This window comes from Mesorhizobium sp. B2-5-13, assembly GCF_006440535.1.
Taxonomy (GTDB): Bacteria; Pseudomonadota; Alphaproteobacteria; order Rhizobiales; family Rhizobiaceae; genus Mesorhizobium; species Mesorhizobium salmacidum.
On sequence record NZ_VFUI01000016.1, the window covers coordinates 33273 to 52035 of the forward strand.

Genomic DNA, 18763 nt, shown 5'->3' on the forward strand with positions numbered 1-18763 from the left:
GGCTCCAGCGTGCGGCCCTGCCTGCGCTTTACCGAAGACATCCAGATAGCGGCCCGTGAGCGCCGAACGGAGGCTAGACCATGCTTCAGAAAACCAGCCATTTCATGCGCCAGGCCAATCTCATCAACGGCGAATGGGTGCAGGCCGACAGCGGCCAGACGGTCGATGTGAACAATCCAGCCACCGGCCTCAAGATCGGCACGGTGCCGAAGTCGGGCAAGGCAGAGACACGCCGCGCCATCGAGGCGGCCGACGAAGCTTTCAATACCTGGCGCAAGACGACCGCGCTCGAACGCTCCAAGCTGCTGCGCAAGCTGCATGATGCGATGATGGACAATCAGGACGTGCTGGCTGAACTGCTCACCATCGAGCAGGGCAAGTCGCTGTTCGAGTCCAAGGGCGAGATCGGTTCGGCCGCCGCCTACATCCTGTGGTTCGCCGAAGAAGGCCGCCGTACTTATGGCGACGTCGTGCCCTCGCCATGGGCGGACCGTCGCATCCTGGTGACCAAGGAACCGGTCGGCGTCATTGCCGCCATCACACCGTGGAATTTCCCGTCCTCGATGCTGGCCCGCAAGCTCGGTCCCGCACTTGCCGCAGGCTGCACCGCCGTGGTCAAGCCGGCCTCGCAGACGCCGTATTCGGGTCTCGCCTGGGGAGCGCTGGCCGAGGAAGTCGGCTTTCCCAAGGGCGTCGTCAACATCCTGACCGGCGCCGCCGGCGAGATTGGCGACGAGATCTGCGCCAATCCGCTGGTCAAGAAGATCACCTTCACCGGCTCGACCGAGGTCGGCAAGATCCTGATCCAGAAATCGTCGGTCACCGTCAAGAAGGTGTCGATGGAACTCGGCGGCAACGCGCCGTTCATCGTCTTCGACGACGCCGATGTCGAGCGTGCCGTGGCCGGCGCGATCACCGCCAAATATCGCAATTCCGGCCAGACCTGCGTCTGCACCAATCGCTTCCTCGTCCAGGCCGGTGTTTACGACAAGTTCGTCGAGAAGCTCGCTGCAGCCAGCAACGGCCTGAAGGTCGGTTCCGGCCTCGAAGAGGGCGTCCAGCAGGGGCCGCTGATCGACGAGAAGGCGGTCGAGAAGGTCGAGGAGCTGATCGCCGATGCCACCTCGAAGGGCGGCAAGGTCGTCGCCGGCGGTCATCGCCATGCGCTGGGCGGCTCGTTCTTCCAGCCGACGGTCATCGCCAACGCGACGCCGAAAATGCGCTTCATGAAGGAAGAGATCTTTGGCCCAGTCGCGCCCGTGTTCAAGTTCGAAACCGAGGAAGAGGCCGTCGCGCTCGCCAACGACACCGAGTTCGGCCTTGCCTGCTATTTCTACACCGGCGATCTCGGCCGCGCCTTCCGGGTCATGGAAGGCCTGAAATACGGTATGGTCGGCGTCAATGAAGGGCTGATCACCACTCCGGAAGCGCCGTTCGGCGGCGTCAAGGAATCCGGACTTGGCAAGGAAGGCGGACATCAGGGCATCGAGGATTACCTCGATACCAAATATGTGTGCATCGGCGGCCTCGGCCTCTGATAGGCTGGTGTTGGGGCAGGCTGGTAAACCTGCCCCAGGCTGAACAACCAGCCGAAGTCCTTTGGATCCACTGGCATTTGCGGGCATGATGATGAAGGACGGCGAGGTTTTCGGCACGACGCAGGCAGGCGAACCGATCCGCCGCTTTACGATCAGGGGCGGCGGCCTCAGCGCCAACGTCATCGGGCTTGGCGCCATCGTCCAGGACCTGCGCCTGATCGGGCACGACGCGCCGCTGGTCCTCGGCTACAACAATCTGGAGGCCTATGAGACCGACACCGGCTTCTTCGGGGCAGTGGTTGGGCGCTACGCCAACCGCATCGGCGACGGCCGCTTCACAATTGGCGGCAACCGCTACCAGACCGAGCGCAACTTCCTGGACAAGCATACGCTGCATGGCGGCTCGCAAGGCTACTCGCACCGTCCATGGGCGGTTTCACTGCATGGCAGGGACTTCGTCACGCTGACATTGCACGATCCCGATGGCGCGATGGGCTTTCCCGGCGCGCTCGACGTTACCTGCACTTACCGGCTGAAAATTCCCGGCACGCTCAGCGTCGAACTGACGGCGACCTGCGAGGAGCCGACGCCGTGCAATCTCACCCAGCATTCCTACTTCAACCTTGATGATGGCGGCACGGGCGACATTCTCGACCACAGGATGATGCTGAACGCCGGCGCCTATCTGCCTGTCGACGGCGACATGATCCCGACCGGCGTGGTCAAGCCGGTCGACGGCACGCCCTTCGATTTTCGTCAGGCGCGGCCGCTGCGCATGGAGACCGAGGGCGAACAGCTGCCCTACGACCAGAATTTCTGCCTGGCCGCGGCGCGCGGGCCGCTCAAGCAGGCAGCGTGGGTGCAAGGAGCGAATTCCGGCGTCGAGATGGAAGTCTGGACCACGGAGCCCGGTGTCCAGCTCTACACCGGGCAATATGTGACGCCGCGCATCGGTCTGGAAGGACGGAATTACAAGGCCTTCAGCGGCTTCTGCCTGGAGCCGCAAATATGGCCGGACGCGCCGAACCGGCCCTATTTCCCGCAGGCGACGCTATGGCCGGGCGCGATCTACCACCACGTGACCGAATATCGCTTCCGGCAGAGTTAGCTTTTTCAGGGCTTGTCGAACGCCGCTCGTAGCGTCTCGAACGGCGCTAGCGCCCCGCGGACCTGCACCACGGCAGCGGCAACGCGGTGCGCGTGGCGGACAGCGTCCGTCGGACCAAACCCGGCAAGCCGTGCGGCGAGATAGCCGCCATTGAAGGAATCCCCGGCACCTGTCGTATCCACGGGCTCCGCGACATGGATTGCGGCGACCTCCCGCAGCGCTCCACCCTCGGCAATCAACGCCGGCGCTTCGCCGTTCTTGACCACGACCTCCTTGACCAATTGACCGAGGCGATCAGCGGTCGCCTGCGGTGTGTCATCGCCGAACAGCATCTGTTCGTCCGGGAAAGTCGGCAATGCAATGTCGGTGACGGCGAGCGCTTCGACGATCGCTGCCTGCGAATCCTCGCGGCGGCGCCAGAGCCGTGGCCGATAATTCGGATCAAAGGCGATCAGCGAGCCCGCCGAGCGTGCCTTAGCCACGGCAACCAGCAGTGCCTTGCGCGAGGCCTCGTCGAGAATTGCCAAAGTGATTCCGGAAAAATACACAAGCGCCTGATTTTCCAGGTTTTTCGACAACGCCGCTGGATCCGACGCGAGCTGCCTGGCGGCGGCGTCGCCGCGCCAGTAAGTGAAGGAGCGCTCGGCGCCGGTCAGCGTGATCGCATAGAGGCCGGGGCGCGCGCCCGGTACGACCGGGCTGGAGCCGATGCCGATGCCGTTTTCTGCGAAGAAGGCGATCTGGCCCTGTGAGAAGGGGTCGTCGCCGAAGGCCGAGACATATGTTGCCGGCCGGTCAGCGCTCAGCGCATGCAGCGCCCACAGCGTGTTGAACGTGTCGCCGGCAAAGCCCATGCGCCAGTTCGGGCCGGTCTGTCCCGACAGTTCGAGCATGCATTCGCCGATCGAGGCGACGCCGTTTCCCACCATCTGCAATCCTCCAGTGATTTCGGTGCTGTAGCTTTTTGGCGGACGCAGCGCCATGCTTGGCAAGCAGGCTTTTTTCCGCCACAGCGTTTTCCCACAGGCTGGCGGGATGCGATCCGCCCGGCAGAACGTTATCCGCAGAAGAGGAACCGGTTTGGCATCATTATGGCGTTATTTCCTGGCAGGTCTTGGTCTGGCTGCTTTGCTGGTCGGCGTTCTCGCGGCCGTCTATCTGACGGCGCCGCATTCGGCACAGCCCGTCGGCCCGGATGTCTCGCGGACCAAGAAAACCGACAATGGATTGTACGTAGCGAGTTTCGTGCCGGAACGCGGCGTGGTGCGGCAGGGCGAGCTGGAATCCTGGCTGCTGACGCTGAAGACAAAGACAGGGGCTTCGGTGGAGCGAGCCGCGATCACCATCTCCGGCGGCATGCCGCAACACAATCACGGTCTGCCGACCAGCCCGCAGGCGACCGATTATCTGGGCGAGGGACGCTACCGCATCGAAGGGGTGAAATTCACCATGAGCGGCTGGTGGCAACTGCGTTTCGCCATATCGTCCGGCGCGGGCTCCGACACCGTGCTGTTCAACGTGGTGCTGTGAGCGGTCGATGAGGCGCTTTTTCTGCTTTTTTGCGCTGACGGTGGCGGCCATCCTTGCCGGTTGCGGCAAGCCGGATTTTTCCGATGCCGAGAAGAAAATGATTGCTTCGCTGGCATTGAACACACTGCCAGCGCTGAAGCCGGACACCACCAATCGCTTTGCGGATGTGCCAGCCGCCGCCGCACTTGGCTCGACGCTGTTCTTCGACGTCGGGATGAGCCGCGACGGTACGGTGTCCTGCTCGACCTGCCACAAGATCGACCGCCAGTTCCAGGACGACCTGCCGCAGGCGGTCGGCGTTGGGCGCACCAACCGGCGCACCATGCCACTGGCCGGTGTGGCGCGCGACCCCTGGTTCTTCTGGGACGGACGTCGCGATAGCTTGTGGGCGCAGGCGCTGACCCCCCTCGAAAACCCGTTGGAACAGGCTGGAAACCGCACCGCCTATGCGCGTTACATGAAGACACGCTTCGGCGAACGCTATGAGCGGATCTTCGGGCCATTGCCTGATATGTCCGGCATTCCGCCGAATGCCAGCCCGCTCGGAAGCGATGCCGAAAGGACAGCCTGGAACGCGATGAGCGGCGCGCAGCGTGATGCGGTGAACCGCGTCTACGCCAATATAGGCAAGGCGATCGCCGCTTTCGAACGCTCGATCGAGCCGTCGCCGACGCGCTTCGACCGCTTTGCACTGGACCTTGCCACAGGTGCCGAGCCGAAAGGCGATGCGGCCTTTTCGCAAGAAGAAATCCTTGGGCTGAAACTGTTCATCGGCAAGGCCAATTGCGTGACCTGCCACAACGGCCCGCGCTTGAGCGACAACGGTTTTCACAACACGGGCGTGCCGCCTGTTGCCGGCCTGCCGGCGGATCGTGGGCGCGTCGATGCGGTGGCCCAAGTCGAGGCCGACCCGTTCAACTGCTTCGGCGCCTATCGCGATGGCGACGCCAGTGCCTGCGGCGAACTGCGCTTCATGGTCAAGGATGCGCCGGAACTTGTGCGCGCCTACAAGACGCCGTCACTGCGCGGTGCGGCGACGCGTCCGCCTTACATGCATGCCGGGCAGTTTTCATCGCTCGACGAGGTTGTGGCACACTACGCCAAAGCAGCAGGAAGTGTTGAGGGCACCTCTGAAATTCACCCGCTTGAGCTGTCCGACCACGAGCGCGCCGCACTGGTGGCGTTCCTGAAGACGTTGTCGGAATAGGTTACCTATCCTTCACCGTTTCCATCGCCACGAAGGTCGAGGTCTGGGCGACGTGGGGCAGGGCCGAGATGCGCTCGCCGAGCACGCGGCGGTAGGCGGCGATGTCGCGGGTGCGGACCTTCAGGAGATAGTCGAAGCTCGACGCCATCATGTGGCACTGCTCGATCTCCGGCACGGCCTGTACGGACCGGTTGAAGGCATCGAGCGCGGCGGATCGGGTGTCCGACAATTTCACCTGGACGAAGGCGACATGGCCTTCGCCCATGCGTTCGCGGTCGATGATCGCCTGGTATCCCCTGATATAGCCGTCCTTCTCCAGCCGCTTCACCCGCGCCTGCACCGGTGTCTTCGACAAGCCGACCCTGGCGGCCAGTTCCGACATGGAAAGCCGGCCGTTGCTGGCCAATGCCGACAGGATGTTCCTGTCGATGCGGTCTAATTGGTCTTCTGTCATCGAAACCGCAGCCTGAATCAGCAATTTTCAGCAACATGATAAGTCGATTGAGCTGCCGTGTCGATTTTTTCAGACCGCCTGAAATCTGGCACTTGTGCTAGCTTGCGCTATTCGGTCCGGTGACCGCCGGCCGCTCCCTTATGCTTGCTCATAGGACCGCCATGCCGCTCGACGCCATCCGCCAGCAGATCCGTGCCAATTATTTGCCCGACGAAGACGCAGCGGTTAAGCGATTGGCCGAGGCGACCGGGCTTTCTGCCGGACACCGCAAGGCGATCTCGGCCCGCGCGGCCGACCTGGTGCGGGCGGTACGGGGCTCCACCGATCCCCGGCTGATGGAGGTCTTCCTCTCCGCCTACGGTCTCTCCACCAAGGAAGGCGTGGCGCTGATGTGCCTGGCCGAGGCGCTGTTGCGCGTGCCCGACACCGAGACGATGGACGATCTCATCGCCGACAAGATCGCGCCGCACGACTGGTCGGCGCATTCCGGTGGTTCGAGTTCCATTTTCGTCAATGCCTCGACCTGGGCATTGATGCTGACCGGCCGGGTGCTCGACGAAGGCGAGGGGGGCATCGAAGGCACGCTGCGCTCGATGGTGCGAAGGCTGGGCGAACCCGTCATCCGCAAGGCGGTGGCCGCCGCCATGCGCGAGATGGGCGAACAATTCGTGCTTGGCCGCACGATCGCGGAAGCCGTCAAGCGCGGCCGGCCGATGACCCAGAAGGGTTATCTCTATTCCTTCGACATGCTGGGCGAAGCGGCTCGCACCGAGGCCGACGCCTTGCGCTACCACAAGGCCTATGCCGACGCCATTTCCTCGCTCGATGCCGGCTCGAACGGGCCAGATATCCGGTACAACCACGGCATTTCGGTCAAGCTCTCCGCGCTGCATCCTCGCTACGAGGTGGCGCAGAAGGAAAAGATGCTGCCTGTGATGGCCGAGCGGCTGTTGTCGCTGGCTCTGGCCGCACGGTATTCGCGGATGGGCCTCAACATCGATGCCGAGGAGGCGGATCGTCTGGATCTGTCGCTCGACGTCATCGAGCGGGTGCTGGCCGAACCGGAACTCGCCGGCTGGAACGGCTTTGGTGTCGTCGTGCAGGCCTATGGTCCGCGCGCGGCTTTCACCATCGATTGGCTCTATGCCTTGGCCAAGAAGCATAATCGCAACATCATGATCCGTCTGGTCAAGGGTGCCTATTGGGACACCGAGATCAAGCGGGCGCAGACACTCGGACTGTCAGGCTATCCCGTGTTCACGCGCAAGGCCAACACCGACGTTTCCTACATCGCATGCGCGAAAAAACTGCTTGGGATGACCGACCGAATCTATCCGCAATTCGCCACCCACAATGCCCACACCGTCGCCGCCATTCTGTCGATGGCGGACAACCGCGACACCTTCGAATTCCAGCGCCTGCACGGTATGGGCGAGGCCTTGCACGAAACCGTGCGCCGGTCGGAGGGCACGCGTTGCCGCATTTATGCGCCGGTCGGCGCGCATTCGGACCTGCTTGCCTATCTGGTCCGTCGACTGCTGGAGAACGGGGCGAATTCCTCCTTCGTGCATCAGCTGACCGATGAGGACGTCAAGCCGGAGGACATCGCGCGTGATCCATTGGAAACGGTCGAACGCCAGGGTACTGCCGCCAATCCGGCGATTGCCCGGCCTTCCCAGATATTTGGCGCGGGCCGTCGCAACTCGAAAGGGTTCGACATTACCGATGCGGTGACGCTGGCTGCTATCGACCAGGCCAAAGCGGCATTCGCGGGTCCCGATCGCTGGCACGCCAAGCCGATCACGCGCGCCGCCGGCTACGGCAAGCAGCGCCCGATCGTCAATCCGGCAAAACCTTCCGAGGTCGTCGGCATGGTTCACGAGGCCGCCGCCAAGCAAGTCGCGACCGCCGTGCGCATCGCGGTGGAGGCGCAGCCGGCCTGGGCAAAACGGCCGGTCGCCGAGCGTGCCGGCATCCTCAACCGCGCGGCTGACCTTTACGAGGCCAATGCCGTCGAGTTCTTTGCGCTCGCTACGCGCGAAGCCGGCAAATCGTTGGCAGACGGCGTCGCCGAGGTGCGCGAGGCCGTGGACTTCCTGCGCTATTACGCCACCGAGGCGGCGAATGCCGAGGCGGGCACGCAAGCGCGCGGCGCCATTGTCTGCATTTCGCCATGGAATTTCCCGCTCGCCATCTTCACCGGCCAAGTCGCGGCAGCACTCGTCACCGGCAATTCGGTGATCGCCAAACCGGCTGAGCAGACGCCGCTGATCGCCTTCCGCGCCGTCGAGATGCTGCGCGAGGCCGGTGTGCCGGAGGACGTCATCCAGCTCCTGCCCGGCGACGGCCCATCGGTCGGTGGCCCGCTGACTGCGGATCCGCGTATTGCCGGCGTCTGCTTCACAGGGTCGACCGAGGTTGCCAAGCTGATCGAAAAACAACTGGCCGAGACCGCGGTGCCGGACGCCATGCTGATCGCCGAGACCGGTGGTCTCAATGCCATGATCGTCGATTCTACCGCGCTGCCCGAACAGGCGGTGCGCGATATCCTGGCGTCGGCCTTCCAGAGTGCCGGCCAGCGCTGCTCGGCGCTGCGCGTGCTCTATGTGCAGAAAGACGTCGAGAAGAAGATGCTGGAGATGCTGAAGGGCGCCATGGAGGCGCTCAATGTCGGCGATCCCTGGCTGATCTCGACCGACATTGGGCCGGTCATCGACAACGAGGCGCAGGCCTCGATCCGCGATTATTGCACGACGATGGGGCTGCAAGGGCGGCTGATCGCCAAACTGGAAGCCCCCAAGGACGGCCGCTTCGTCGCGCCGCATGTCTTCCGGGTCAAGGGCATCGAGGAGATGGAGCGCGAGGTGTTCGGGCCGGTGCTGCACGTCGCCAGTTTCGACGCCGATCAGATCGACAGCGTCATCGCCGCCATCAACCGCAAGGGTTATGGCCTGACCTTCGGTCTGCACACCCGCATCGAGGGGCGTGTGCAGCATTTCGTCGACGGCATCCATGCCGGCAACATCTATGTCAACCGCAACCAGATCGGCGCCGTCGTCGGTTCGCAGCCATTTGGCGGCGAGGGCCTCTCCGGCACCGGGCCGAAGGCAGGCGGCCCGTACTATGTCAGGCGCTTCCGCAAGGGGCCGGAAGCAGGCACGGAAGTTGGCGAAGGCCACAAGGTTACGGCGACCGAGCTTGCCGACAATCTGCCCGATCCGGCACTTGGCGGCTGGTCGACGCGGCCGGACCGGATCGCCATCCTGAGGAAGCATCTGCGTGGCAAGGGCGCGGCCGCGATCGGTGCCGCCGCCAGCATCGATTTCGGCCAGGTCGATTTGCCTGGCCCGACCGGCGAGGCCAACACGCTGTCGCTGTCGCCGCGCGGCCGGGTGCTGTGTCTGGGGCCGGACGCCGACACGCTGCTAGCCCAGACCATCCAGGCGCTCGCCGCCGGCAATGCGGTGCTGGCGGTGGCGCCAGGTGCCCCGGCTACCCTCTCCGTATTGACGGGGAAAGGCCTGCCGCTGGCGGCCATCGATGGCCGCCCCGATCCGGTCGAGGCGCGCTCGCTGCGCGTCGATGTCGTTGCTTTTTCAGGCACGCCCGAGGCGGCGCGCATCGTGCGCAAGGTCATCGCCGAGCGCAGCGGGCCGATCGTGCCGCTGGTCAGCGAGGTGCTCAATCCGGCGGCCTATGCGCATGAGCGGGCGGTCTGCGTCGACACGACGGCAGCGGGCGGCAATGCCAGCCTGTTGGCCGCTGCATAGACTGGTCGATGCTTACGCGCCTTCGACAACGGAAAAGCCCTCGAATTGCGGGTGGCCGAGATAGTGGACCTTTGTCGTGCCGACATTGCGGTGGGCGGCGCGAAAATTCTCCGACTTGGTCCAGGCGACGAAATCGTCATGGCTGGCCCAGACCGTATGCGAGGCAAAAAGCGTGTAGCCTTCGGCCTCGTTGACCGTACCGTGCAGCAGATGGAACTCGCGGAAGCCTTTCATCTCGGCATGGCTGGAATCGCGGTTCTTCCACACGGCTTCGAACTCGGCCTCGGAGCCGGTCCGCACCTTGAAGCGGTTCATGGCGATATACATGGGGTTCCTTTCAGCAGGTCTCGAACGTTGATGATTGATGGCTTGAGTGAATGGCCACGGCTCAGAACGGACCGATTGGCGCCTTGAAGCGCCAGCTCGACATCCCGGTCTCGGGCGGGATTGGCGGGAATGGCGCCTGTTTTCGCACCAGCTCCAATGCGAATTGATCAAGCTCCGGCGAGCCGGAGCTCTTGGCAAGTTGCAAGTCGGCAACGTTGCCGTCGGCAAGCACGACAAATGCCACCATCGCGTTGTTGCGGGCTGTCGTTTGCGCGGATTTCGATACACGGCGATTGGCGCGAGCCAACTTGCTGGCCACTTCGCCGCTATAGCGGGAAGCCGCCGCGTTGCCGGCCTCGCTTTGCTTTCTCCCTTTGCTGGCAATGGCCGCCTTGATTTCATGGCCGTCAGCCGAGCCGCGCTTCTCGTATGGTTCGCCGGCATTTGCTGGAGCTCTTTCCGGGCTCGGCCTTGCGATGGGAACCTGCGGCTGCTCTGGAACCGAGGCAGGCGTTTCGGTGTCCTCGGCCTGCACGGTCGGTTGCGCCGGCATTTCAGTTCTGGGAGGCGCCACGCTCTGGTCATCGGAACGCGGCGTCCCCGCCACCAGTATGTCCGGCGTGACCGCCGGCAGCTTGACAGGTTCCGGCAGAGGCTCGGGAGGGGGCTTCGCGCCTTCCTGCGCGGGACGTGGAGGTTGTGTCGGTGGCATTGACCCCGCTGCCTTTGCCGGTTGATGCTTGGCCCGCTGCGGATTCGGCACCAGCGTGACATTCATCGCCGCCGGGTCCTTGTCCAGGGCGCTATCGACCACCTTGTCTCCTGAGTGATCGCTGCCTTCCGACTGCACCCCGCCCTGAAGATCGAACGTTCCCGTTGGCGATATAAAAAAGGCCGCCGCCACGCCTGCGTGGAGCAGGCAGGAGACGACGATCGCAGCCGGCCATTTGCCGGTGCCGGCAGGCGGCCGCGTCTGGGCAAGCGGCTCGGCCGGCACGATGGCCAACTCGTCGCCGGCAGTGGGGAAGGAACTGATTTCCTGCATGTCGCGCGGCGGAAAATGCAGCGGCCCAAGCGCCATTGTCAAATCAAGATAGGCTGGCTCGAACAGCAGTTCTGGTCCCACATCAGACGCCGAAAGCAACTCCGGTCCTGGTGTCCGTCTTCAGCTTGCGCAAGCAGGCGGCCGGTTCGAGGCCCGTGCCGGCGCATTCCGTCGCGCTGTTGATCAGCACGCGGCTGACCTTGGTGCAGTCGGTGCCGGCCAGGTCAAAGCGCGTCACCTTTGTCTCGCCCGATGGCAAATCCTTGAAGTCGAGCACCGTCAGCCGGTCGACCACCCCGGCCTCGTTGAACAGGGCGATCTCGAACGCCGCCTTGGTGAGGTCGGCGCCGAGATTGTTGTTGACCAGGAAGGTCAGCCGGCAGCCCTTGTCGGAAGCTTGCGCGGCATTGAGTTCGAGGATCAGGACCGGCGCGGACTGTTCAGCCCACGCCGGAACGATCGCAAGCGACATCGCCAGCGTCGAGGTCAGCAGACGAAGGGATGTCGTCAAGCTCGTCATGCTCAGCCTCCAAATCGCATGGTTGCGGCCAGCTTCAGCGTGATGCCCGGTTCATGGACAGCGACCGTCGTGCCACCGTTCAGCGGGTTGGCGTATTTGACGTCGAACAGGTTGTCGGCACGGAAATCGACTTTCAGATTGTCGGTCGCCTGATAGCTGGCGAACGCGTTGACCAGTATGTAGTCCGTGGCCACCGCATTGCCCTTCGGCTTGCCGTTATACTGTACCTCGCCGCCGACGGTCAGCTTGTCCTCGAGGAAGCGCAAGCCGAGCTGAGCGGTGACCTGAGAGGAAGGAATGGTGGCGAGGTCGGCTTCCACACCCTTGTAGGAAACCGTGTGGCCATTTGTGATCGTAGCCGAGAGGCCGGCATAGCCCCATGCCGCGTCGTAGACACCTTCCAGCTCGAGGCCGTCGATCTTGGCCTTGGCGAAATTCTGATACTGGAAGCAGATCGGGATGCCGGGGCCGAAGGGGCAGCCGCTGCCTGGAGCGAACGGCGACAGCGTTACGCCGTCGATATAGTCGTCGACATCGTTGTTGAAATAGGCCGCCTTGATACGGAGTGCGTCGCCAGCCTCGAAGATGTCGTTCTGCTTGTAGTTGACGCCGAACTCGGTCGTCTTGCCGGTTTCAGGCCGCAGATTTGGATTGGGCAGGAACGGGAAGCTGACGCCAGCCGGATGGTTGCCGCTGATCAGCGTTTCCGTGATCGACGGCGAGCGATAGCCTTCCGCGTAGGTGCCGTAGAATTGCAGGCCGGCAAGCCCGGCGCTCTCGAACGGCGAGACACCGACCGTGACGCGCGGCGATAGCCTGTCGCCGGAAATATCGTGCGTGTCATCCTTCAGGCTATAGCTGTCGTAGCGCAGGCCGGCGATGACTTCGAGCCAGTCCCAGCTGAGCTTGTCTTGGACGTAGGCGCCCGACACATTCCGCTTGCCAGAAGGGGTGTAGAAACTGTCGCCGCCGGCAGCGCCGCCCGTCTTGACGCTGTCGCCGACCCAGTCACCGCCATAGGTCAGTTCATGCGCGATGCCGCTCGTCTCGAACCGTGACGTGTTCCAGATATCGATGCCGGTCGTGCCGACATCGAATGTCGACCGCGATCCTGTCGGCAGCATCACGGGAAGACCGGTCACCGGATCGAAGCGGTTCTGCGGCACAAGACTGGTCAGGTCGAGATTGGTCTTGTTGTAGGAGGTGTTGATGTGGAGATCGAGCCAGCTCTTGTCTTCGTCCGTGATGTTGTAGCGGGCCGTGAAGGTGTTCGACTTCAGGTCGACATCATTCACAGAGAGGCCGCCGCTGGTCTCGTTCCAGCCATCGCTAGAGCCGACCCAGCCAAGCTTCAGTTCACTGTTCTCGGTCGGCCGGATGGTGGTCTTGAGCAGGCCGCTCAGCACGTCGAAACCAGTGCCATTGACGGTGTCGCCGTCGCCGTCCTTGTAGTTGTCGTAGTCGCGGTAGACGATGTTGCCCAGCACGTCCCAGTTCTGATTGATCCGATAGGCGCCGGATGCGCTTGATGTCCAGCCCTTGCCGTTGCTTTCGTAGCGTCCAGTAACGGAGCCTGCCCAGGTTTCGTCAGGGTTGAGGAAATCCAGCGCATCCTTGGTATCGAAGAAGACGACGCCGCCAATGGCGCCAGAACCATAGGTGTTGGCGACCGGACCGCGGATCACGTCGAGGGATTTGACCAGTTCGGGATCGATGTAGAAGGTCGACTGGGTGCCGTGGTCGGAACGCTGGAAATTCTGGCGCGCGCCATCGACGATTACAGCGACGCGGCCGAAATCCTGCAGGCCTCGGATGTTGATGCTGGTGCTGACGCGCCTGGCGTCTGCCTGCGCGGCGACACCTGGTACGCCGAGCAGCATTTCGTTTGGCGTCGTCGCCATGCGGCGGTCGAGTTGCTCCTGGTCGACGTGGCTGGCCGAAGCCAGCGATTCGATCGCCGTTTCGCCGGTGCGGCTGAGCACCAGGATCTTGTCGAGCAGCGTCGCGCCCGAGGGAGCTGCTTTTTCCTGATCAGTCTTTTTCGATTGACTGGTCTGCTCGCTCGCCGGCTGCGTCGCCTGTTGCGCGTGCGCCGATGGCGCGGATAGGGCGATCGCCGCCACGCTTGCAAGCAAAGCCATTGCACGGTTCGCCTTCGACCGGCCGCGCCATTCCCAATTCATCAACCCCATGCCCCAACTCCAAATTCCAGGTTCCATGCTGGCTGGCCCGGGGCTTGCTGGCATTTTCGATCGTATCCGGCATCTTAAATGTTGACTCATTTAGTCCGGTATTGCACTGACTAGTAAACATGATTATTCGAGTCAAGAAATGAATCGGCAATTTCGCAACGCCTAGCCAGATGCCCGGCACAGGAAAGGGATCGACCCAGATGAACACGCACAATCCCAACGATTTTCGCTATCGCGTCCGCCGTTCGGACGATGCCTCCGCCCGTTTCGATCGGATTCCGCTGGCGGTGCGAACGCTGTCCAGCAACACGCTGTTTCAGGGCGAGCACGAGATCGGCATCGAACATCATGGAGCGCTCTACCGGCTGAAGATCACCCGCCAGGGCAAGCTCATTCTCAACAAGTAAGGCAAGGCATCAGGGGTAAAGACATGGACCAGCGCGTAAAACCCGCTCCGCATGAAATCCGGCGGGCACGGACCGAGAATCCGAAAACGCGCGAGCGTGACCTTGCCGCCCAGCTCGGCATTTCGGAGGCCGAGCTGGTCGCCGCGCATTGCGGCGACGGCGCCGTCCGCATCGAACCGCGCGTCAACGACCTCCTAACCGGTCTCGAGGCCGTTGGCGAGGTCATGGCGCTGACCCGCAACGAAAGTGCGGTGCACGAGAAGATCGGGGTCTATGACAAGGCCGTCACCGGCAACCACAATGCCATGGTGCTTGGCGAGAACATCGACCTGCGCATCTTCCCGAAAGTCTGGGCGCACGGCTTCGCCGTGGAGAAGCGGGACGGCGACGACATCCGCCGCAGCCTGCAGTTCTTCGATGCGGCCGGCGAGGCGGTGCACAAGGTGCATCTGCGCCCGGCCTCCAGCCTCTATGCCTACCAGAAGCTTGTCGCCTCACTGGAATCGTCGAACCAGGAGCCGACAACCGACGTTTCACGGCCCGTTCTCGATGAGGAAAGCGAGGCAGGGACCGCAAGCCTGGACGATCTGCGTGACCGCTGGAGCCAGCTGACGGACGTGCACCAGTTCTTCGGCATGCTGAAGACGTTGAAGCTCAGCCGCCGCCAGGCGGTGCGCATGGTCGGCCAGGACTATGCCTGGCTGCTCGACAATGACGCGGTCCGGGCCATGTTCCATCACGCCGCCGAAGGCGAGATGCCGATCATGTGCTTCGTGGGCAACCGCGGCTGCATCCAGATCCATTCCGGCCCGGTCAAGTCGATCAAGAGGATGGGACCGTGGATCAATGTGCTGGACGAGGCCTTTCATCTGCACCTGCGAATCGACCACATCCATGAGGTCTGGGCGGTGCGCAAGCCGACCAAGGACGGCCATGTCACCTCGCTCGAGGTCTATGCCGCCAATGGTGACATGATTATCCAGTTCTTCGGTAAGCGCCATGAAGGCGAGGGCGAACGCGACGACTGGCGTTTCCTGGCCGAGCACCTGCCGCGCATTCCAAGCCCGACGGCAGCCTGAGGAAGTGTAATGCGTTCTGTTTCGAGACCATCCGCCCTGCGGGGATCGATCATCGGTTCCGCGATCGGCCTTTCCCTGGCTTTCGCGGCAATGCAACCAGCCGGCGCCACCGAAGGCGTTTCGGTCTTCGCCGACCCTTCGAAGATCGCCTCCATTGGCGGTTCCATCACCGAAATCGTCTATGCGCTTGGCGAGGAAAAGCGTCTCGTAGCGCGCGATTCCAGCAGCCTCTATCCGAAAGCGGCACTCGAATTGCCCGATGTCGGCTACATGCGCCAGCTGTCGCCGGAAGGCGTCTTGTCGGTCAATCCGACAGCCATACTGGCATTGCACGGCAGCGGCCCCAAGGAAGCCGTCGACGTGCTGAAGAAGACGAGCATTCCCTTCATCGAAGTGCCCGAGCAGTACAACCGCGAAGGCATCCTCCAGAAGGTCCGCATTGTCGGCAAGGCGCTCGGGGTCGAGGCCAAGGCGGAGGTGCTGGCCAAGGCGCTCGATGCCAAACTCACGGCCGCTAAAAAGCAGACAGAATCGATCAAGGAGCGCAAGCGCGTCCTGTTCGTGCTCTCGATGCAGGGCGGCAAGATCATGGCGGCCGGCAGCGACACCGCGGCCAACGGCATGGTCAAGCTGGCGGGCGGGGTCAATGCGGTGGAAGGCTTTTCCGGTTACAAGCAGATGTCCGACGAAGCGATCGTCACCGCCAGGCCGGACGTGATCCTGATGATGAGCAATGCCGGGCCGGCGGTGTCGGACGACGAAGTGTTCGGCAATCCATCCATAGCCTCGACGCCGGCCGGCACCGCGCGCAAGCTGATCCGCATCGATGGCGCCTATCTGCTCGGCTTCGGGCCACGCACGGCCGACGCCATCCACGACCTCGCCGTGTCGCTTTATGGCGCACAGGTCACGGACTGAGCATCATGGCCGACCAGTCGATCGCCGGTCCAGTGAAGGCGATGGGTGCATCCGAAGGCGATCGTTCCGGTCGCGCCCGTGCCGTCATCCTCTTGCTGTGCCTGGGCCTGGCGATCGCCGTCTTGCTTTCGCTCACATCCGGGGCGTCGGACGCATCCGCCGTGAACGTCATCAGGGATTGGCTCTTTGGCACCGTCCCTGGCGATGCGGCCCTCAACGCGCGTGACAGTCTGATCGTCTACGAAATCCGCCTGCCGCGCGTCATCCTCGGCATGCTGGTGGGCGCGGCGCTCGCGGTTTCCGGCGCCGTCATGCAAGGCCTGTTCCGCAATCCGCTCGCCGATCCCGGCCTGATCGGGGTTTCAGCCGGCTCCAGCCTTGGCGCGGTGGCCGTCATCGTGCTCGGCGGGACCGTGCTGGTACCGGCGACCGCCTTGCTCGGAACGCTCGCGCTGCCGCTTGCGGCGTTTTTCGGCGGCCTCGCCACCACACTGGTGCTTTATGAGGTCGCCACGCGACGCGGGCAAACCTCGGTCGCCACCATGCTGCTCGCCGGCATAGCCCTGGCGGCACTTGCCATGGCGCTGACCGGAATCCTCATATTCATGGCCGACGATCGCCAGTTGCGCGACCTGACCTTCTGGTCACTGGGATCGCTCGGTGGTGCGACATGGGCCAAGATCGCTTCCCTAGGGCCCATCATCATCTTGGCGCTGGCGGCGATGCCATTCCTGGCCCGCGGCCTCAATGCGCTGGCGCTCGGCGAGGCCACCGCCGGCCATCTCGGCGTACCGGTGCAGCGGCTGAAATACACAGCCATCATTGGTGTCTCGGCGGCGGTCGGGGCGTCCGTCGCCGTCAGCGGCGGCATCGGTTTCGTCGGCATCGTGGTGCCGCATCTGTTGCGCCTGCTGATCGGCCCGGACAATCGTTACCTGCTGCCGGCCTCGGCGCTGCTCGGCGCCTCGCTATTGCTGCTCGCCGATGCCGTCGCCCGCACCATCGTGGCGCCGGCCGAATTGCCGATCGGTATCGTCACCGCCGTCGCTGGCGCGCCGCTCTTCCTGTGGATCCTGTTGCGCAAGCGCGGCGTGATCGACCTGTGAGTTGGGACCCTGTTGGAGTGTTTCATGATCGAAGCGCGCGATGTTTCTGTGGCGATCGGCAAGAAGCGTATTGTCGTTGATGTCGATTTCGAAGTCGGGCCGGGTGAAATCTCGGCCATCGTCGGTCCCAACGGCTCGGGCAAGACGACCTTTCTCAAGGCGATGTCGGGGGATCTCGCCCATACCGGACGGATCGTCATCAACGGTCGCGAGCTGTCGACGATGAAGCCGGTCGAGGCTGCGACGGTGCGAGCGGTGTTGCCTCAGGCAACGACCTTGTCCTTTCCCTTCACGGTGCGCGAGATCGTCAGGCTTGGCCTGGTCGGTGGCCGCGCGGGGGTGCTGCCCGGCGAGAACGAACGCCTGCCGGAGCGGGCGCTGGCGCGAGTCGATCTCGATGGCTTTTCCGGGCGTTTCTACCAGGAACTTTCGGGTGGTGAGCAGCAGCGCGTCCAGCTTGCGCGCGTGCTGTGCCAGGTCTGGGCGCCAGTGCTCGACGGCAGGCCGCGCTATCTCTTCCTCGACGAACCGGTTTCCAGCCTCGACATCAAGCATCAGCTGATCATCATGAACATCGCCCGCGATTTCGCCAGAAGAGGCGGGGGCGTGGTCGCGATCCTGCACGACCTCAATCTGACGGCCATGTATGCCGACCGCATCTTCGTGATGCATCGCGGCCGGCTGGCCGCGACCGGCTCGCCGCGGGAGGTGCTAAGCGATGAGCTGATCGAAAAGGTGTTCGATTGCCGGCTCAAGGTCGGCGTGCTGCCGGCTAGCGACATGCCGTTCGTGCTCCCGCAATCGTCGGTCAGCTGATATTCAGCCGACCTCGCACGACGCGACAGGGATCAAGCTGCCGGCGCGCGGCGCTCCATCAACAGATCGATGCCGAGCAGGTTGCGCACATTCGGCCGCGCCGCCACCAGGTCGGCGATCGTGTAGCGGGCAAGCACGGCGAAGAAGGCGTTGAGCGCCTCGCGCAGCGCCGAATTCAACGCGCAGCTGTCGACGAGCGGGCATTCGGCCGCGTCGTTCTCGAAGCACTCCGCCATGGCAAAGCTTTCCTCGGTCACGCGCACAACGTCGAACAGGCTTATCGCTTCGGCGGCACGGCCGAGCCGTACCCCTCCGTTCCGGCCGCGGACAGTCTCGACCAGGCCGTTCTCGACCAAAGGCTGCAGGATCTTGAACAGGAACAGTTCCGACACCGAATAGGCGGCCGCGATCTCCGGGATGCGGCTCAACCGTTCATTGTTGGCGGCACAATACATCAGGATGCGCATGGCGTAGTTGGTTTGGCGGGTAAGCCGCATTTCATCCTCACAAAGCGCCGGCACAGTGCAACCATGCCAGAGTGTAGACTTGCTGGCGCGGCTTCATCCGGATTTTCGGAGTCTCCACGCTGGCCTCGACGGAATATGGCCTATACCTTGGAATAATTCCAGACTAGCTTCGAGTTATAGCTGAACATTCTCGTCAACTTTATGTGCCTGACCAGGTGAAACCCCGGGGGTAATCGCTGTCACGGGCATTCTGGCGGTCGAAACACTAAATAGGCTGAG

General features: G+C 63.4%; 18 protein-coding genes. 10 read left to right on the forward strand and 8 right to left on the reverse strand.

The features are described from left to right. Positions 1 to 80 precede the first annotated feature (80 nt). Both FJ434_RS22475 and FJ434_RS22480 read left to right on the forward strand, forming a co-directional pair. The gene (locus FJ434_RS22475; protein WP_140751685.1) at positions 81 to 1538 is read left to right on the forward strand and encodes an NAD-dependent succinate-semialdehyde dehydrogenase; all 1458 of its coding nucleotides are present in this window, start codon (positions 81 to 83) and stop codon (positions 1536 to 1538) included. An 85-nt stretch (positions 1539 to 1623) separates the two neighbouring features. Continuing rightward, on the forward strand, positions 1624 to 2646 hold the full coding sequence (locus tag FJ434_RS22480; RefSeq protein WP_140502690.1) for an aldose epimerase family protein: 1023 nt from the start codon (positions 1624 to 1626) through the stop codon (positions 2644 to 2646). Between the two features lie 5 nt (positions 2647 to 2651). Here FJ434_RS22480 and FJ434_RS22485 read toward each other — a convergent pair whose 3' ends face one another. Continuing rightward, positions 2652 to 3575, reverse strand: coding sequence for a sugar kinase (locus tag FJ434_RS22485; protein WP_140751686.1), 924 nt, complete (start codon positions 3573 to 3575; stop codon positions 2652 to 2654). 151 nt (positions 3576 to 3726) lie between these two features. On the opposite strand from FJ434_RS22485, the gene FJ434_RS22490 reads away from it, so the two are divergent. Both FJ434_RS22490 and FJ434_RS22495 read left to right on the forward strand, forming a co-directional pair. Further along, on the forward strand, positions 3727 to 4176 hold the full coding sequence (locus FJ434_RS22490; RefSeq protein WP_140502693.1) for a FixH family protein: 450 nt from the start codon (positions 3727 to 3729) through the stop codon (positions 4174 to 4176). Positions 4177 to 4183: 7 nt separating this feature from the next. Continuing rightward, positions 4184 to 5383, forward strand: a complete 1200-nt coding sequence (locus FJ434_RS22495) for a cytochrome c peroxidase (protein WP_140751688.1) — start codon at positions 4184 to 4186, stop codon at positions 5381 to 5383. A 1-nt stretch (position 5384) separates the two neighbouring features. On the opposite strand, the gene FJ434_RS22500 is transcribed toward FJ434_RS22495, so the two are convergent. Beyond that, positions 5385 to 5837, reverse strand: a complete 453-nt coding sequence (locus FJ434_RS22500) for an Lrp/AsnC ligand binding domain-containing protein (protein ID WP_140502695.1) — start codon at positions 5835 to 5837, stop codon at positions 5385 to 5387. Between the two features lie 161 nt (positions 5838 to 5998). Between FJ434_RS22500 and putA the strand changes: the two genes are divergently transcribed. Continuing rightward, positions 5999 to 9607, forward strand: coding sequence for a bifunctional proline dehydrogenase/L-glutamate gamma-semialdehyde dehydrogenase PutA (putA, locus tag FJ434_RS22505; RefSeq protein ID WP_140751747.1), 3609 nt, complete (start codon positions 5999 to 6001; stop codon positions 9605 to 9607). Between the two features lie 12 nt (positions 9608 to 9619). On the opposite strand, the gene FJ434_RS22510 is transcribed toward putA, so the two are convergent. The 5 genes from FJ434_RS22510 to FJ434_RS30335 all read right to left on the reverse strand — a co-directional run bounded on the left by FJ434_RS22510 (position 9620) and on the right by FJ434_RS30335 (position 13899). Continuing rightward, positions 9620 to 9934, reverse strand: a complete 315-nt coding sequence (locus FJ434_RS22510) for an antibiotic biosynthesis monooxygenase (RefSeq protein ID WP_140751690.1) — start codon at positions 9932 to 9934, stop codon at positions 9620 to 9622. Positions 9935 to 9995: 61 nt separating this feature from the next. Next, entirely contained in the window at positions 9996 to 10838 is an 843-nt protein-coding gene (locus tag FJ434_RS22515) for an energy transducer TonB (protein WP_246678382.1), read from the reverse strand. Between the two features lie 223 nt (positions 10839 to 11061). Beyond that, complete coding sequence (locus tag FJ434_RS22520) at positions 11062 to 11499, reverse strand: hypothetical protein (RefSeq protein ID WP_140502698.1); 438 nt, start codon at positions 11497 to 11499, stop codon at positions 11062 to 11064. Positions 11500 to 11501: 2 nt separating this feature from the next. Beyond that, positions 11502 to 13640, reverse strand: a complete 2139-nt coding sequence (locus FJ434_RS22525) for a TonB-dependent hemoglobin/transferrin/lactoferrin family receptor (protein ID WP_246673658.1) — start codon at positions 13638 to 13640, stop codon at positions 11502 to 11504. Continuing rightward, a complete protein-coding gene (locus FJ434_RS30335) occupies positions 13531 to 13899 on the reverse strand; it encodes a hypothetical protein (protein WP_246679071.1) in 369 nt (122 codons plus the stop codon). The genes FJ434_RS22525 and FJ434_RS30335 overlap by 110 nt, the downstream gene beginning before the upstream one ends. Here FJ434_RS30335 and hemP point away from each other — a divergent pair. The 5 genes from hemP to FJ434_RS22550 are packed head-to-tail and all read left to right on the forward strand — an operon-like array spanning position 13892 to position 18017. Beyond that, complete coding sequence (hemP, locus tag FJ434_RS22530; protein WP_027051401.1) at positions 13892 to 14098, forward strand: hemin uptake protein HemP; 207 nt, start codon at positions 13892 to 13894, stop codon at positions 14096 to 14098. The genes FJ434_RS30335 and hemP overlap by 8 nt on opposite strands. A gap of 23 nt (positions 14099 to 14121) precedes the next feature. Beyond that, positions 14122 to 15177 carry a hemin-degrading factor gene (locus FJ434_RS22535; protein ID WP_140751692.1) on the forward strand — a complete coding sequence of 352 codons (1056 nt, stop codon included), beginning with the start codon at positions 14122 to 14124 and terminating at the stop codon, positions 15175 to 15177. Positions 15178 to 15186: 9 nt separating this feature from the next. After that, complete coding sequence (locus tag FJ434_RS22540) at positions 15187 to 16095, forward strand: hemin ABC transporter substrate-binding protein (RefSeq protein ID WP_140751694.1); 909 nt, start codon at positions 15187 to 15189, stop codon at positions 16093 to 16095. Between the two features lie 5 nt (positions 16096 to 16100). Further along, positions 16101 to 17201 (forward strand): iron ABC transporter permease, encoded by a 1101-nt coding sequence (locus tag FJ434_RS22545; RefSeq protein WP_140751697.1) that lies wholly within the window; start codon positions 16101 to 16103, stop codon positions 17199 to 17201. A gap of 24 nt (positions 17202 to 17225) precedes the next feature. After that, entirely contained in the window at positions 17226 to 18017 is a 792-nt protein-coding gene (locus FJ434_RS22550) for a heme ABC transporter ATP-binding protein (protein WP_140751699.1), read from the forward strand. Between the two features lie 32 nt (positions 18018 to 18049). On the opposite strand, the gene rirA is transcribed toward FJ434_RS22550, so the two are convergent. Continuing rightward, positions 18050 to 18514, reverse strand: coding sequence for an iron-responsive transcriptional regulator RirA (gene rirA, locus FJ434_RS22555; RefSeq protein ID WP_027144053.1), 465 nt, complete (start codon positions 18512 to 18514; stop codon positions 18050 to 18052). Positions 18515 to 18763: the final 249 nt, after the last annotated feature.